The 14,046-nt window shown below is 62.6% G+C and carries 14 protein-coding genes; 10 read left to right on the top strand and 4 right to left on the bottom strand.

Annotated elements, in window-relative coordinates; all coding sequences use genetic code 11:
- Window positions 1–19 precede the first annotated feature (19 nt).
- The 8 genes from LZK81_RS17475 to LZK81_RS17440 all read left to right on the top strand — a co-directional run bounded on the left by LZK81_RS17475 (window position 20) and on the right by LZK81_RS17440 (window position 7,970).
- Complete coding sequence (locus tag LZK81_RS17475) at window positions 20–1,615, top strand: GMC family oxidoreductase (RefSeq protein ID WP_233954062.1); 1,596 nt, start codon at window positions 20–22, stop codon at window positions 1,613–1,615.
- A 13-nt stretch (window positions 1,616–1,628) separates the two neighbouring features.
- Window positions 1,629–2,708, top strand: coding sequence for an enoyl-CoA hydratase/isomerase family protein (locus tag LZK81_RS17470; RefSeq protein ID WP_233954061.1), 1,080 nt, complete (start codon window positions 1,629–1,631; stop codon window positions 2,706–2,708).
- A gap of 23 nt (window positions 2,709–2,731) precedes the next feature.
- Complete coding sequence (gene mmsB, locus LZK81_RS17465; RefSeq protein WP_233954060.1) at window positions 2,732–3,625, top strand: 3-hydroxyisobutyrate dehydrogenase; 894 nt, start codon at window positions 2,732–2,734, stop codon at window positions 3,623–3,625.
- A 125-nt stretch (window positions 3,626–3,750) separates the two neighbouring features.
- The gene (locus LZK81_RS17460) at window positions 3,751–3,954 is read left to right on the top strand and encodes a DUF1059 domain-containing protein (protein WP_046604630.1); all 204 of its coding nucleotides are present in this window, start codon (window positions 3,751–3,753) and stop codon (window positions 3,952–3,954) included.
- 209 nt (window positions 3,955–4,163) lie between these two features.
- A complete protein-coding gene (locus tag LZK81_RS17455) occupies window positions 4,164–5,162 on the top strand; it encodes a sulfate ABC transporter substrate-binding protein (RefSeq protein ID WP_233954059.1) in 999 nt (332 codons plus the stop codon).
- A gap of 80 nt (window positions 5,163–5,242) precedes the next feature.
- Window positions 5,243–6,064 carry a sulfate ABC transporter permease subunit CysT gene (gene cysT / locus LZK81_RS17450; protein ID WP_233954058.1) on the top strand — a complete coding sequence of 274 codons (822 nt, stop codon included), beginning with the start codon at window positions 5,243–5,245 and terminating at the stop codon, window positions 6,062–6,064.
- Between the two features lie 2 nt (window positions 6,065–6,066).
- A complete protein-coding gene (gene cysW, locus LZK81_RS17445; protein WP_233954057.1) occupies window positions 6,067–6,954 on the top strand; it encodes a sulfate ABC transporter permease subunit CysW in 888 nt (295 codons plus the stop codon).
- Window positions 6,951–7,970: a sulfate/molybdate ABC transporter ATP-binding protein gene (locus LZK81_RS17440; RefSeq protein WP_233954056.1), complete on the top strand. Its 1,020-nt coding sequence runs from the start codon at window positions 6,951–6,953 to the stop codon at window positions 7,968–7,970. Before cysW ends, LZK81_RS17440 begins: the two co-directional genes overlap by 4 nt.
- A 261-nt stretch (window positions 7,971–8,231) precedes the next feature.
- Here the strand turns inward: LZK81_RS17440 and LZK81_RS17435 are convergent, their stop codons facing one another.
- The 3 genes from LZK81_RS17435 to LZK81_RS17425 all read right to left on the bottom strand — a co-directional run bounded on the left by LZK81_RS17435 (window position 8,232) and on the right by LZK81_RS17425 (window position 11,614).
- Window positions 8,232–9,332, bottom strand: a complete 1,101-nt coding sequence (locus LZK81_RS17435; protein WP_233954055.1) for a DNA alkylation repair protein — start codon at window positions 9,330–9,332, stop codon at window positions 8,232–8,234.
- Window positions 9,333–9,462: 130 nt separating this feature from the next.
- Complete coding sequence (locus LZK81_RS17430) at window positions 9,463–10,899, bottom strand: NAD-dependent succinate-semialdehyde dehydrogenase (protein ID WP_038549634.1); 1,437 nt, start codon at window positions 10,897–10,899, stop codon at window positions 9,463–9,465.
- Between the two features lie 142 nt (window positions 10,900–11,041).
- Complete coding sequence (locus LZK81_RS17425; RefSeq protein ID WP_370649317.1) at window positions 11,042–11,614, bottom strand: cupin domain-containing protein; 573 nt, start codon at window positions 11,612–11,614, stop codon at window positions 11,042–11,044.
- Between the two features lie 228 nt (window positions 11,615–11,842).
- Here LZK81_RS17425 and LZK81_RS17420 point away from each other — a divergent pair, with 228 nt between their 5' ends.
- Both LZK81_RS17420 and LZK81_RS17415 read left to right on the top strand, forming a co-directional pair.
- Window positions 11,843–12,316, top strand: a complete 474-nt coding sequence (locus LZK81_RS17420; RefSeq protein WP_046604419.1) for a VOC family protein — start codon at window positions 11,843–11,845, stop codon at window positions 12,314–12,316.
- A gap of 12 nt (window positions 12,317–12,328) precedes the next feature.
- On the top strand, window positions 12,329–12,823 hold the full coding sequence (locus tag LZK81_RS17415; RefSeq protein ID WP_046604420.1) for an SRPBCC family protein: 495 nt from the start codon (window positions 12,329–12,331) through the stop codon (window positions 12,821–12,823).
- Window positions 12,824–12,918: 95 nt separating this feature from the next.
- Here the strand turns inward: LZK81_RS17415 and LZK81_RS17410 are convergent, their stop codons facing one another.
- Entirely contained in the window at window positions 12,919–14,034 is a 1,116-nt protein-coding gene (locus LZK81_RS17410) for an acyl-CoA dehydrogenase (protein ID WP_233956600.1), read from the bottom strand.
- Window positions 14,035–14,046: the final 12 nt, after the last annotated feature.

Genomic DNA, 14,046 nt, shown 5'->3' with positions numbered 1-14,046 from the left:
CTCTCCCTGGAGCATAAGCATGGAAAATTACGACTACATTGTCATCGGGGCGGGCAGCGCGGGCTGCGTATTGGCCAATCGGTTATCGAAGGACCCGGGCAACCGCGTACTGATCCTCGAAGCGGGCGGCAACGACAATTATCATTGGGTGCATATTCCTGTCGGTTACCTCTACTGTATCAACAATCCGCGCACGGACTGGTGTTTTACCACCGAGAAGGAAGAGGGGCTGAACGGCCGTTCGCTCTCCTATCCGCGTGGAAAGATCCTCGGCGGCTGCTCTTCGATCAACGGCATGATCTACATGCGCGGCCAGGCTTACGACTACGACATGTGGCGGCAGATGGGCTGCACCGGCTGGGGCTGGGACGATGTCCTGCCTATCTTCAGGAAGAGCCAGGATTTCTACAAGGGCGCCGATGACATGCACGGCGCAGGCGGCGAATGGCGCATCGAGAAGTCGCGGGTGCGCTGGGCCGTGCTCGACAGTTTCCAGAAGGCCGCCGAAGAGGCCGGTATTCCGATCGTCGACGACTTCAATCGTGGCAACAACGAAGGCTCAAGCTATTTCGACGTCAACCAGCGCTCCGGCATCCGCTGGAACACGTCCAAGGCCTTCCTGCGCCCGGCGATGAAGCGGCCGAACCTCACGGTGCTTACCAAGGCGCATGTTCGGAAGCTGATCATCGAAAACGGCGAGGTGAAGGGTGTAGAGTTCCAGCACGATGGGGTGGCGAAGAAGGCCTATGCGAAACGCGAAACCGTGCTCAGCGCCGGCGCGATCGGCACGCCGCATATCCTCGAGCTCTCCGGCATCGGCCGCGGCGATGTGCTCGCCAATGCCGGTGTCGAGGTGGTCAAGGAGGTCAAGGCTGTCGGGGAGAACCTGCAGGACCACCTGCAGCTCCGCCTCGTCTACAAGGTGACCGGCGTTCCGACCCTCAACGAAAAGGCGTCGAGCCTGATCGGCAAGGCCTCGATCGGCCTGGAATACGCCTTCCGGCGCTCCGGGCCGATGTCGATGGCGCCGAGCCAGCTCGGCATCTTCACCAAATCCGGGCCGGACAAGGAGACGCCGGATCTCGAATATCACGTCCAGCCCGTGTCGCTCGACAAGTTCGGCGAACCGGTCCACTCGTTCCCGGCAATGACCGCGAGCGTGTGCAATCTTCGTCCCGAGAGCCGTGGGTCCGTGCATCTGAAAAGCCCGGATTTCGCCGCGGCACCGGGCATCCATCCGAACTACCTGTCGACCGCCGCCGACCGCGACGTCGCCGTCAAGTCGATCCGGATCACCCGCGAGATCGTCAAAAAACCGGCGTTTGCGCGCTATCATCCGGAGGAATACAGGCCCGGCCCCTCCTGCGAGACCGATGCGGACCTCGAAAAGGCGGCCGGCGACATCGGTACGACGATCTTCCACCCGGTCGGCACCGCGCGTATGGGATCCGATCCGGACAGCGTCGTCGATCCCCGCCTGAAAATGCGCGCAGTCGGAAGGCTGCGTATCGCCGATGCCTCGATCATGCCCAATATAGTCTCCGGCAACACCAATTCGCCGACGATCATGATCGCCGAAAAGGCGGCCGAGATGATCCTGGCGGACAATCGGTAGACCGGAGAAACGCATGCCCGACACACCTGCCCAGAGCGACGAAGTCCTCATCGACCGTATCGGTTCGGCCGCCGTCATCCGGCTCAACCGGCCGAGGGCGCTGAACAGCCTGAACTTCGCCATGGTGCGGGCGATGAAGCAGGCGCTGGAGCGGTTTGCGCGCGATCCGGACATCTCCTGTGTCATCCTGAAAGGCGAGGGAGAGCGCGGTCTTTGCGCCGGAGGAGATATCCGGGTCATCTACGAAAGCGGCAAGTCGGACGATCCTGACGTCACGCGGTTCTGGCGTGAGGAATTCCCCGTCAACTATATGATCTCCCGCTACGAAAAGCCGTATGTGGCGCTGATGGACGGCATCGTCATGGGCGGCGGCGTCGGCGTCGCCTCGCACGGAAAACACCGGATCGTCACGGAGCGCACCCGTCTTGCCATGCCCGAGACCGGCATCGGCTACGTGCCCGATGTCGGCGCCACCTGGCTGCTTCCCCGCGCGCCCGGCGAGACCGGAACCTGGATGGGGTTGACTGGCGAGGTGATCGGCGCGGCGGACGCCATCTATACCAACCTTGCCGATGTCAACGTGCCCTCGGAGCGGCTCGGCCCGCTTGTCGAGGCGCTGGGAGAACTGAAAGGCGGCGCATCCGACGAGCAGGTGAGGGCGGTGATCGATCGTCTCGCCGTTACGCCGGGCGAAAGCCAGCTTGAGGCCCATCGCGACCTGATCGACCGGGTTTTTCGCTTCGATACGGTCGAGGAGGTTGTGGAAGCCCTGAATAGAGAGGATGATGAATTCTCCATCAGGACGCGCGACATCATCGCCAAGCGCTCGCCGACCAGCCTCAAGCTCGCGCTTCGGCTCATCCGGCGCGGCCGCGAAAGTTCGAGCCTGGTCGAATGCCTGGAGCGGGAATTTACCGCCGGCGCCGAAATCCTGCGCAACCACGATTTCTACGAGGGCGTGCGCGCCGCGATCATCGACAAGGATCGCAACCCGAAATGGTCTCCGGCAACGCTGGAGGAGGTCGGGGATACGGATCTCGACCGCTATTTCGCTGCGCGGCATCCGGTGCTGTTTCCGGATCACAGGCTTTAAGACAAGAAAGACGGGAGGAAGACATGACCAAGATCGCTTTCGTGGGCCTTGGCAATATGGGCGGGCCGATGGCTGCCAATCTCGTGAAAGCCGGTCATGAGGTGCGCGGATTCGATCTGTCGGAAGCGTCGGTGAAGGCGGCCGCCGAGACGGGCGTGATGGCTGCCGATGCGCTGGCGGAGGCGGTGCGCGATGCGGAATGTGTCATCACCATGCTGCCGAAGGGGCAGCACGTCACGGCCGTGTGGACCGATATCACCACGCTCATCCCCGAGGGCACTCTCGTCATCGACTGCTCGACCATCGACGTGGAAAGCGCCCGCAAGGCGCATGAACTGGCGGATGTCATGAACTGCATCTCGCTCGATGCACCCGTCTCCGGCGGCACCGGCGGGGCTGTGGCCGGCACGCTCACCTTCATGGTCGGCGGTTCGGAAAAGGCGTTCGCCCTGGGCAAGCCGATCCTCGAGGCGATGGGCAAGAAGATCGTCCATTGCGGCGACGCCGGCGCGGGCCAGGCGGCAAAAATCTGCAACAATATGATATTGGGCATCTCGATGATCGGCGTCTGCGAGGCATTCGGGCTGGCGGAAAAGCTCGGCCTTTCGCATCAGGCGCTGTTCGACGTCGCCTCCACCTCGTCAGGCCAGTGCTGGTCGCTCACCACCTATTGCCCGGTGCCGGGTCCGGTGCCCACCTCGCCGGCGAATAACGACTACAGGCCAGGTTTCGCCGCAGCGCTGATGTTGAAGGACCTGACGCTGTCGCAGGAGGCCGCAAGACAGTCTGGCGCAGCCACGCCGCTCGGTGCCCACGCGGCCGAGCTTTATGCCGAGTTTGAAAGGACCGGGCACGGCGCGAACGATTTTTCCGCCATCATCCAGATGCTGCGCGAGAAGGCCGGCAGGAACGGTTGAGTGGGAGCGCCCGTGTCTTGGAAGCTGCGTGGATAGACCCTTTGGCGTATGTTTCCTGCGGGCAAAGAGAGTAAAATCCGTGTCTTCCTGGCAGATCGATGTCAGGACTTGGGATGGAGGTCAGCATGGGACGCAAATTTATCGATTGCCGCGAGTTTCCGAGCGAGATGAAATGCACCGTAGCCATCTCGGCCGACAGCATGGACGAACTCGTCAACGCTGCGGTACAGCACGCCATTACCGTACACGGTCATCAGGATACGCCGGAGTTCCGTTCGGAAATCACCAAGGTCATCCACGAGATGGAACCGTCGCGCAGTGTCGCGTGAGGTATCCGTAATCGAGTTGCGGTGGCTTAGATGGCGCTTCCTCCTTCGACGGTGGGAGCGCTTCTCTGGAGCTTGAGCGAAAAGCTCCGCCAACATGGCGAAAAATGGACAAAATTTCTAAGGTGCTCGCAAAGCAGGGTGCGGGGTTTCTCGCGGTTTGATGGACATACCGGTAGTTTCATCGTCACCATCGAACACCGGAGACTTGCATGAACCGCCTCCTGATCCTCGGCACCGCCCTTATTGCTCCCTTGGCCGCGCTTTTTGTTACTCCTGCGCTGGCCCAGTCGCCGACGAAACTGCTCAATGCCTCCTACGACGTTTCGCGCGAGCTGTTCGTCGCCGAGAACGAGGCCTTCATCAAGAGGCATCCGGGCGTCGCCGTCGACCAGTCGCATGCAGGCACCTCGAAGCAGGCCCGTTCGATCGCCGAAGGCCTTGAAGCCGACGTCGTGACCTTCAACCAGTCGACCGACATCGATTTCCTCGCCAGACAAGGCTTCGTGGCCAAGGACTGGACCAAGGCATTCCCGAACAATGCCTCGCCCTTCTATTCCTTCCCGTCGTTCCTGGTGCGCGCCGGCAATCCCAAGAACATCAAGGACTGGGGCGATCTGGCCCGCGCCGATGTGCATGCCGTGTTCCCGAACCCGAAGACCTCGGGCAACGCCCGCTACACCTATCTCGCCGCCTACGCCTGGGCCAAGGAAGCCTATAAGGGCGACGAAGAGAAGATCGATGCCTATATCACCAAGATCTTCGACAATGTGCCGGTCTTCGATACCGGCGGCCGCGCCTCCACCACCACCTTCGTCGAGCGCGAAACCGGCGACGTGCTGATCACCTTCGAGGCCGAGACCCGCGGCATCGTCAAGCAGTACGGCGCCGACAAGGTCGAGAGCGTCATCCCGTCGGTCAGCCTGCTCGCCGAATTCCCGGTTGCGGTGGTCGAGAAGGTTGCCAAGAAGCACGGCACGGAAGCCCTCGCGAAGTCCTATCTCGACTTCCTCTACACGGAAGAAGGCCAGCGGATCGCTGCCCAGTTCGGCCATCGTGTCCAGAACGAAAAGGTCGCCGGCGAGTTCAAGGATCAGTTCCCGGCGATCCGCCTCGTCAAGGTCGACGACGTCTTCGGCGGTTGGGACAAGATCCAGAAGGACCACTTCGCCTCCGGCGGCACTCTCGACAAGCTGTACGGCAGCCGCTAAGCGCAGACTGGACTTCAACCAAGCCTCGCCCGGCGAACGAAAGTTCGCCGGGCTTTGCCGTGCAAAGAGGAATCGACCGCTTGAGACGCAATGTCCTGCCCGGGTTACGCCTGTCGCTGGGGGTGACGCTGTTTTATGTCGGGCTGATCGTGGTCCTGCCCCTGGCAGCTCTGGTCTTCAAGGCCGCGAGCCTCGGCCCGGAGGATTACTGGCGGATCGTCTCCTCGTCCCGGGCGCTCGCGAGCTATCGCGTCACCGTGCTTTCGGCGCTCGGCGCCACTGTCTTCAACCTGTTCTTCGGCCTGGCGCTCGCCTGGGTGCTGACGCGCTATCGGTTCCCGGGCTGGCGGATCGTCGATGCCATGGTCGATCTGCCCTTCGCGCTGCCGACGGCGGTGGCCGGCATTGCCCTGACGGCGCTTTTCACCACCAACGGCTGGTTCGGTTCCATCCTTGCCGAACTCGGCATCAAGGTCGCCTATACGCCGCTCGGCATCATGATCGCGATGTGCTTCACCTCGCTGCCGTTCATCGTGCGCACCGTGCAGCCGGTGCTGGAGGATCTGGATCCTGCGCTGGAAGAGGCGGCGCAGTCGCTTGGCGGCTCGGACTGGCAGATTTTCCGCAAGGTCATCCTGCCGCTTCTGACCCCGGCGTTGCTCGCCGGCGTGTCGCTCTCTTTCGCCCGCTCGCTCGGTGAGTTCGGCGCGATCATCTTCATCGCCGGCAACCAGCCGATGTCGACGGAGATCACCGCTCTTCTCGTCTTCATCCGGCTGGAGGAATACGACTACCAGGCCGCCGCCGCCGTCGCCTCGGTGCTGCTGATTGCGGCCTTCGTCATGCTCGCGCTCACCAACTGGATGCAGTCGCGGGCGCTTCGTTACACGGTGAGGGGGTGACCATGGGCGCGACCCGTACAGGCAGAAAGCCGCCGCGCGTCGGCGACCAGCCGCTCTTCCGCCGAATGCTGATCGGCATCGTTCTGGTGATCGTCGCCCTGCTGATCGTCGCGCCGCTGGTGGTCATCGGCGTCGAGGCCTTTTCGAAGGGGTGGTTTGTCTATCGCGACACGATCATTCATCCGGATACGCTGCATGCGATCGGGCTCACGGTGTTTCCGGCGATTGTCGCCGTGCCGGTCAACACGGCTTTCGGTATTGCAGCCGCCTGGTCGATCACCAAGTTCGATTTCTGGGGCAGGCGTTTCCTGCTGGTCGTCATCGAAATCCCGTTTTCGGTCTCGCCGATCGTCGCGGGTGTCGCCTATCTCTTCGTTTATGGTTTGCAGGGCGTCTTCGGTCCGGCGCTGGACGAATACGGGCTCAAGATTCTGTTCGCGATCCCCGGGATCATCCTCGCCTCGATGTTCGTCACCGCCCCCTTCGTCGCCCGCGAGCTGATCCCGCTGATGCAGGCGCAGGGCCGCGATCTTGAGGAAGCCGCCACCTCGCTCGGCGCGTCCGGCTGGCGCACCTTCTTCTCGGTGACGCTGCCGAACATCAAATGGGCGCTGCTCTACGGCGTCGTGCTCTGCAACGCCCGCGTCATGGGTGAGTTCGGCGCGGTCTCGGTCGTTTCGGGCAATATCCGCGGCCAGACCAATACGCTGCCGCTGCATATCGAGCTGCTCTATCACGACTACCAGGCGGCCGGCGCCTTTGCCGCGGCCTCTATCCTGGCGCTCATCGCCGTCTTCACCATCATCGCCAAGGTGGCGCTGGAGCGCCAGGGAGCCGGTCGCGCCCGTCGCCCGACTCTGGTCACCAATCCCGCGGAGAAAACCCAATGAAAATCCGCCTCGAAAACGTCGTCAAGACCTTCGAGACCTTTCGCGCCGTGCGGGATGTCTCGCTGGAGATCGAAAGCGGCGAACTCGTCGCGCTGCTCGGCCCTTCCGGTTCCGGCAAGACGACCATCCTGCGCATGGTCGCGGGCCTCGAATATGCCGATGGCGGCCACATCTATTTCGGCGACCAGGACGCCACCGACATTCCGGTGCGCGACCGCGGCGTCGGTTTCGTCTTCCAGCATTACGCGCTGTTTCCGCATATGACGGTGGCGGAAAACATCGCCTTCGGCATGAAGGTCTCGAAGGTGAAGCGCGAGAAGGCGGCGATCGAGGCGCGCGTCGTAGAGCTGCTGAGATTGGTGCGCCTCGAAGGTCTCGGCGACCGGTTCCCGGCGCAGATTTCCGGCGGTCAGCGGCAGCGCGTGGCGCTGGCCCGGGCGCTGTCGGTCGATCCCAAGGTGCTGCTGCTCGACGAGCCGTTCGGCGCGCTCGACGCCAACGTGCGCCATGACCTGCGCCGCTGGCTGCGCGAGATCCACCGCGAGCTCGGCATCACCACGATCTTCGTCACCCACGACCAGGAGGAGGCGCTGGATCTCGCGGACCGCGTCGTCATCCTGAAAGACGGCCATATCGTCCAGCAGGGTACGGCGGAAGAGGTCTGCCGCAATCCGCAATCCGCCTTCGTGATGAAGTTCCTGGGCGACGCCAACGTGCTCGCCGCGGAAGTGCGCGACGGCAAGGCTTATGCAAGCGGTGCGGCGATCGACGTTTCCGGCATGGCGGACGGCAAGGCGGAACTCTATGCCCGCCCCGCCGATCTCGACTGGTCCGCGCAGGGGCCTGGCATTCCGGCCAGCATCACCCGCGTGCTCGACCGCCCGGACGGGCGGCGGGTGCTGGCGACCACAGAGACCGGCGAACAGCTGGAATTCGACGTCGAGCCGGAGCGCGCACTGAGGGCCGGCGACGGCGGCTTCGTGACGTTGCGCAGGGCGAAGGTGTTTGCGGTCTAGGCGGTTCTCTTTGGGTCACTTTGCCAGGAAGAGATTCTAGCAATATAGGTCTGCGCCAGCCTCGCCCCCTCATCCGACCCTTCGGGCCACCTTCTCCCCGCTGGGGAGAAGAGGTTATGAGGCACTGTCTCTGGCTCCTTCTCTACCGAAGAGGGAAAAGGCGCTGACGCTCCCGTTCATCCTCTCCCCTCGGGGAGAGGTCCGCCGAGCGAAGCGGAGGCGGGGTGAGGGGGCAGCGCCTGCAAACTTGGCCGAAAGGGCTCAAGCCAGAAGCTCGAACGCACCCTCCGCCAGCACCTCGCCATTGACGATCAGCTCGACCGGATGCCGCCCTGCATAATGCACGCGGGTGGTGAAGTCGCGGATGGCGCGGCTGATCGTGAGTTCGCAAATCTCGCCGGCACCCAGCGTGATCTCCTTCCACTTGAAGACCTTCTTCGAGGTGCCGCCGGCCTTCTTGACGTAGTGGACCGCGTAGTCGATGACGAGCTTCTGCGGTGCGGACGCTGACGATACGAGCCTGGCCGATATCTTCACCGCGCCGCCGAGTTTCAACGACGATGGTGTCACCGCGAAACTCTCGATCTTCACCTCTGCCTTGTGACCGGCGCCGAAGACGTGGAGCGCCCGGGCGTCGCCCTTCTTGATCAGCGTGCGCAGCGCCTGTTTGATGATCCAGGCGGTGCGCGGGTCGTCCTTCGGCCAGTCGGTGATCCTGTCGAACACCCAGGCGGGGTGGTCCTTGGTAATGTCGTTCAGATGGTTGGCCACCGACTTGCGCACGTAAAGGCTCGGGTCGCTTCTCAGGTTTTCGAGGATCGGAGCGACAGGCGAGGGGTCGGCAATCAGGTCCTTCAGCTGGAAGGACCAGGGCAGGCGCGGCCGGCAGCCTTCGCTCGAAAGCCGGCGCACGTGCTCGTTGTCGTCCCGCGACCAGCGCTCCATCACGTTCAGCGTCCGGACGAGGTCCTTCAGGAGAAAATGCCGGATGGCGAATTCCGACGAGCCGAAGCGGGTGAAGAAGGCGAGCGCATCCATCGACAGGTCGAAATGGTCATGGCCGTGGAGCGCCACATATTCCGGCAGCACGATGGAGGCGAAGCCGTGGTTGATGCGGGGCGCCAGCGCCCGCAGGATGTCGATATTCTTTTCAAACCCGCCGGGCAGGACCGCATGGTAGGCGATGGCGATCTGACGCAGGCGCTGCATGATGCTCAGATCGTCGAGACCGGCTGAAGTCAGCGCTAGAAATCTCTCCCCATCGAAGCCGGGATGGATGGCCTTGGTCTCTGCCGCAAAATGCCGGAGGCGATCACGGTTGAAGATTTCCTTCAGGAGCGGTGCTGCTTCAGTCTCGGCCATGGCGCTTTATCCGATGTTCACTGTTTGTTTTGGTATTTGACTCGGGTGACACCGGCAAGGGCAAAAGAAAACGCCGGCCGGTGCGGGGGCACCGACCGGCGTCGAGAACTCGGTTCTAAAAAGCCGTCAGTCAGCTCATCTGGCTGACGAAGCGGGTTTCGAGATAGGCTTCGGTGGCTTCCGAGCCGCCTTCCGTGCCGTAGCCGCTGTCCTTGATGCCGCCGAACGGTACTTCCGGCAGCGCAAGGCCGTTGTGGTTGATGGTCAGCATGCCGGCTTCCACCTGGCGGCTCAGCGCATGCGCGGTCTTGACCGAGCCGGTGAAGGCGTAGGAGGCGAGGCCGAAGGGCAGGCGGTTGGCCTCGGCGATCGCATCGTCGTAGTGCGAGAAGCGGTTGATGATGGCGATCGGGCCGAAGGGCTCGTCGTTCATGATCTTGGCCGAGGTCGGTACTTCGGAGAGCACCGTCGGCTCGAAGAAGTGGCCCTTGTTGCCGATGCGGTGGCCGCCAGTCTTCAGCTCGCCGCCATGGGTGATGGCGTCCTGGATCAGCGCTTCCATCGCCGGGATGCGGCGCTCGTTGGCGAGCGGCCCCATGGTCACGCCGTCTTCCAGGCCGTTGCCGACCTTGATCGCCTGGGCCGCCTTGACGAAGCCGGCGGTGAACTTGTCGGCGATGCCGTCCTGAACGAGGAAGCGGGTCGGGGCGACGCAGACCTGGCCGGCGTTGCGGAATTTCGACATCGCGGTGACTTCGATCGCCTTTTCGAGATCGGCATCGTCGAAGATCATCACCGGCGCATGGCCGCCGAGTTCCATGGTGGCGCGCTTCATGTGCTTGCCGGCAAGGGCGGCCAGATGCTTGCCGATCGGTGTGGAGCCGGTGAACGAGATCTTGCGGATGACCGGATGCGGGATCAGGTATTCGGAAATCTCGGCCGGAATGCCGTAGACGAGGTTGACGACGCCTGCAGGCACACCGGCGTCGATGAAGGCGCGGATCAGTTCGGCCGGCGAAGCGGGCGTTTCCTCAGGCGCCTTGACGATGATCGAGCAACCGGTCGCAAGGGCTGCGGAGAGCTTGCGAACCACCTGGTTGAGCGGGAAATTCCAGGGCGTGAAGGCGGCGACCGGGCCGACCGGCAGCTTGATCGCCATCTGCGAGACGCCGCTCATGCGGGCCGGGATGATCTGGCCATAGGTGCGGCGGGCTTCTTCGGCGAACCAGTCGATCGTGTCGGCGGCGCCCATGACTTCCATCTTCGACTGGGCGAGCGGCTTGCCCTGTTCGCGGGTCATGTAATAGGCGATCTGGTCGACGCGCTGGCGCAGCAGGTCGGCGGCCTTGCGCATCAGCTTCGAGCGGTCGAAGGGCGAGGTGTCGCGCCAGATCCTGAAACCCTTTTCGGCGGCTTCCAGCGCCAGGTCCAGGTCCGCCTTGCGGGCATGAGCTATTTTCCCGATCACTTCTTCTGTCGCGGGATCGGAAACATCGATGGTTTCGCCGCCAATGGCATCGCGCCATTCGCCGTTGATGAAAAGCTTGACGTCGGGATAGCTATGCATGGTGTCCACTTTCGTTCTAATCGCTGGAAATGGCCGGGGAGGCGGCGCGGGGAGGAGATGAGGTGTGTTGATCTGACCTAAAATAATTGACAGGAACAATCAATATTCAGATGCGCAGGATGAAATCTTTGGTGCGCTGCGATTAAAGATAGGGTGGTGTTACGGCGCTTACTACCTCGCAGCGCTCATTTCCGACATTGCGATACCGATGCGGCAGGCGGCTGTCGAACAGGAAGGCATCGCCTTTCTTCAGGATGCGCGTCTGGCTGCCGACGGTGAGTTCAAGCTCGCCGGCGACCACGACGCCGCCTTCCTCCGCCTCGTGTTGCAGCATGGCTTCGCCGGTATCGGCGCCGGGCTCGTAGAACTCGTGGAAAATCTGGACGCTGTGGGATTTGGCGTCGCCGACCTGCAGCAGCGTCAGAGCGCCGGTCGAAAGCGGCGTCAGTTCATCGGCGCGGTAGAACACCTGGTCGACCGGCGGTAGCGTCAGCGCGAAAAAGTCGGTCAGCGGGTAGTTGATTGCTTCGAGGATCTTCTTCAGCGAGGCGACCGAGGGGCTCACCTTGTTCTTCTCGATCAATGAGACGAGGGAATGGGTGACGCCCGCCTTGACCGCCAGCGCCCGCTGCGACAGGCCGTGCTGCTTGCGCACCAGACAAAGACGCTCGCCGACATTGAAACCGCCACCGGCCCCTTCCGCCGCATTCTCCATGGCGTGCATTCTTCAAAACGACCTTTGTTTCATTTCCTCGCCGCCGATCACGGCAGCGTTTCACTGATACACCGAAGGCGGGAATTTCTCCAATGACGAAAAACGGCACTGTTGGTGAGTGGACGTAACTTTTTTCGGCTGGATGTCGGATTAGCGAAAGCACCTGCGTCTTTAAGATATGGTCGCCATCGGCGACCGCGCAACCAGGATTGAAAAGGGAGAAATGCAATGGCGAAGAACACGATCTGCCTATGGTTCGACAAGGACGCCGAAGAGGCTGCCCGCTTCTATGCCGAGACTTTTCCGGACAGCGCGGTCGGCGCCGTAATGCGCGCGCCCGGCGATTACCCGGACGGCAAGCAAGGAGATGTGCTGGTGGTGGAATTCACCGTTGCCGGAGTGGCATGCATCGGCCTGAACGGCGGCCCGACCTTCAAGCACAACGAAGCGTTTTCCTTCCAGATTTCGACCGAGGACCAGGAAGAGACCGATCGCTACTGGAACGCCATCGTCGGCAACGGCGGTCAGGAAAGCGAATGCGGCTGGTGTAAGGATAAATGGGGTATCTCCTGGCAGATCACGCCGCGCGTCCTCATGGAGGCGATGGCGGCCGGCGGCGGCGAGGCGAAACGTGCCTTCGAGGCGATGATGACCATGAAGAAGATCGACGTTGCGGCAATCGAAGCTGCTCGGCGTGGCTAGGGGAGGCAACCAATGGACGAAAACGTGAGCAATGGCCGCACGGCGGTCGTACGGAGATCCGAGCGCGAACTCGTCGTGACGCGCAGCTTCAACGCCCCGGTTCGCCTCGTGTTCGATGCATGGACCAAGCCCGAATTGTTCAAGCTGTGGTGGGCGCCCAAGTCCAGCGGCGTCCCGCTTCTCGCCTGCGAGATGGATGTCCGCGCCGGAAGGGGCTATAGCGTCACGTTCGGACATGACGCCGCAAACTCCATGACCTTCTTCGGAAAATATCTCGAAGTGTCGCCGCCCTCGCGCCTCGTCTGGACCAATGACGAAAGCGAAAACGGCTCCGTCACCACGGTCAGCTTCGAGGAGGAGGAGGACGGCAGGACGCTGTTGGTCCTGCATGAACTTTATCCTTCCAAGGAAGCGGCCGACGAGTCTTGTGCCGGCATGGAAGGCGCGATGCCCGAACAGTTCGGGCAGCTGGATGAACTTCTCGTCACCCTGGACGCGAGCGCCTAAATCCACGATCGCTGGTTTGGCCGAAACGCGGAAATAGGAAGGCCCGGCGCGCTGGAAAGCGGCCGGGCCGGTTTGTCGAAAGGGCGAAACGCTCTTTAGAAAAACGCCTGAATACCCGTCTGCGCGCGGCCGAGGATCAGTGCGTGGACGTCGTGTGTGCCTTCGTAGGTGTTGACCGTTTCCAGGTTCTGCGAATGGCGCATGACGTGGTACTCGATCTGGATGCCGTTGCCGCCGTGCATGTCGCGGGCTTGCCTCGCGATATCCAGCGCCTTGCCGCAATTGTTGCGCTTGACGATGGAGATCATTTCCGGGGCCATCTTGTGCTGATCCATCAGCTGGCCGACGCGAAGCGAAGCCTGCAGGCCGAGGGTGATTTCGGTCTGCATGTCGGCGAGCTTTTTCTGGTAGAGCTGCATGCCGGCGAGCGGCTTGCCGAACTGCTTGCGGTCAAGACCGTACTGGCGGGCGCGGAACCAGCAGTCTTCGGCGGCGCCCATGACGCCCCAGGAAATGCCGTAGCGGGCGCGGTTGAGGCAGCCGAAGGGACCCTTGAGGCCCGAAACGTTCGGCAGGATCGCATCCTCGCCGACCTCGACGCTGTCCATGACGATCTCGCCGGTGATCGAGGCGCGCAGCGACAGCTTGCCGCCGATCTTCGGGGCCGACAGGCCCTTCATGCCCTTTTCGAGCACGAAGCCGCGGATCTCGTTGTTATGGGCTTCCGATTTCGCCCAGACGACGAAGACGTCGGCGATCGGCGCGTTGGAAATCCACATCTTCGAGCCGCGCAGGCGGTAACCGCCTTCGATCTTTTCGGCGCGGGTCTTCATGCCGCCCGGATCGGAGCCGGCATCCGGCTCGGTCAGGCCGAAACAGCCGATCAGTTCGCCGGAGACGAGGCCCGGCAGATACTTTTGCTTCTGCTCATCGGAGCCATAGGCGAAGATCGGATAGATGACCAGCGAGGACTGGACGCTCATCATCGAGCGGTAGCCGCTGTCGATACGTTCGATCTCGCGGGCGACGAGGCCGTAGGCGACGTAGGAAGCGTTGGCAGCGCCGTATTCTTCCGGCAGGGTCACGCCGAGCAGCCCGGTCTGGCCCATCAGCTTGAAGAGGCCCTTGTCGGTCGTCTCGTCGAGATAGGCTTCCTGAACGCGCGGCAGGAGTTCGGCCTTGGCGAAGGCGGCAGCAGCGTCACGGATCATCCGCTCCTCGTC

The sequence above is a fragment of the Neorhizobium galegae genome (genome assembly GCF_021391675.1).
Lineage (GTDB): Bacteria > Pseudomonadota > Alphaproteobacteria > Rhizobiales > Rhizobiaceae > Neorhizobium > Neorhizobium galegae_B.
The sequence above is the reverse complement of the archived record's forward strand: the minus strand, read 5'-3'. Positions and strand labels throughout refer to the sequence as shown.

Excerpts from the sequence above, each read along its gene's own strand:
- LZK81_RS17475 (WP_233954062.1), top strand. The coding sequence starts at position 20 with ATGGAAAATTACGACTACATTGTCATCGGGGCGGGCAGCGCGGGCTGC.
- LZK81_RS17470 (WP_233954061.1), top strand. The coding sequence starts at position 1,629 with ATGCCCGACACACCTGCCCAGAGCGACGAAGTCCTCATCGACCGTATC.
- mmsB (WP_233954060.1), top strand. The coding sequence starts at position 2,732 with ATGACCAAGATCGCTTTCGTGGGCCTTGGCAATATGGGCGGGCCGATG.
- LZK81_RS17460 (WP_046604630.1), top strand. The coding sequence starts at position 3,751 with ATGGGACGCAAATTTATCGATTGCCGCGAGTTTCCGAGCGAGATGAAA.
- LZK81_RS17455 (WP_233954059.1), top strand. The coding sequence starts at position 4,164 with ATGAACCGCCTCCTGATCCTCGGCACCGCCCTTATTGCTCCCTTGGCC.
- cysW (WP_233954057.1), top strand. The coding sequence starts at position 6,067 with ATGGGCGCGACCCGTACAGGCAGAAAGCCGCCGCGCGTCGGCGACCAG.
- LZK81_RS17440 (WP_233954056.1), top strand. The coding sequence starts at position 6,951 with ATGAAAATCCGCCTCGAAAACGTCGTCAAGACCTTCGAGACCTTTCGC.
- LZK81_RS17435 (WP_233954055.1), bottom strand. The coding sequence starts at position 9,332 with ATGGCCGAGACTGAAGCAGCACCGCTCCTGAAGGAAATCTTCAACCGT.
- LZK81_RS17430 (WP_038549634.1), bottom strand. The coding sequence starts at position 10,899 with ATGCATAGCTATCCCGACGTCAAGCTTTTCATCAACGGCGAATGGCGC.
- LZK81_RS17425 (WP_370649317.1), bottom strand. The coding sequence starts at position 11,614 with ATGGAGAATGCGGCGGAAGGGGCCGGTGGCGGTTTCAATGTCGGCGAG.
- LZK81_RS17420 (WP_046604419.1), top strand. The coding sequence starts at position 11,843 with ATGGCGAAGAACACGATCTGCCTATGGTTCGACAAGGACGCCGAAGAG.
- LZK81_RS17415 (WP_046604420.1), top strand. The coding sequence starts at position 12,329 with ATGGACGAAAACGTGAGCAATGGCCGCACGGCGGTCGTACGGAGATCC.
- LZK81_RS17410 (WP_233956600.1), bottom strand. The coding sequence starts at position 14,034 with ATGATCCGTGACGCTGCTGCCGCCTTCGCCAAGGCCGAACTCCTGCCG.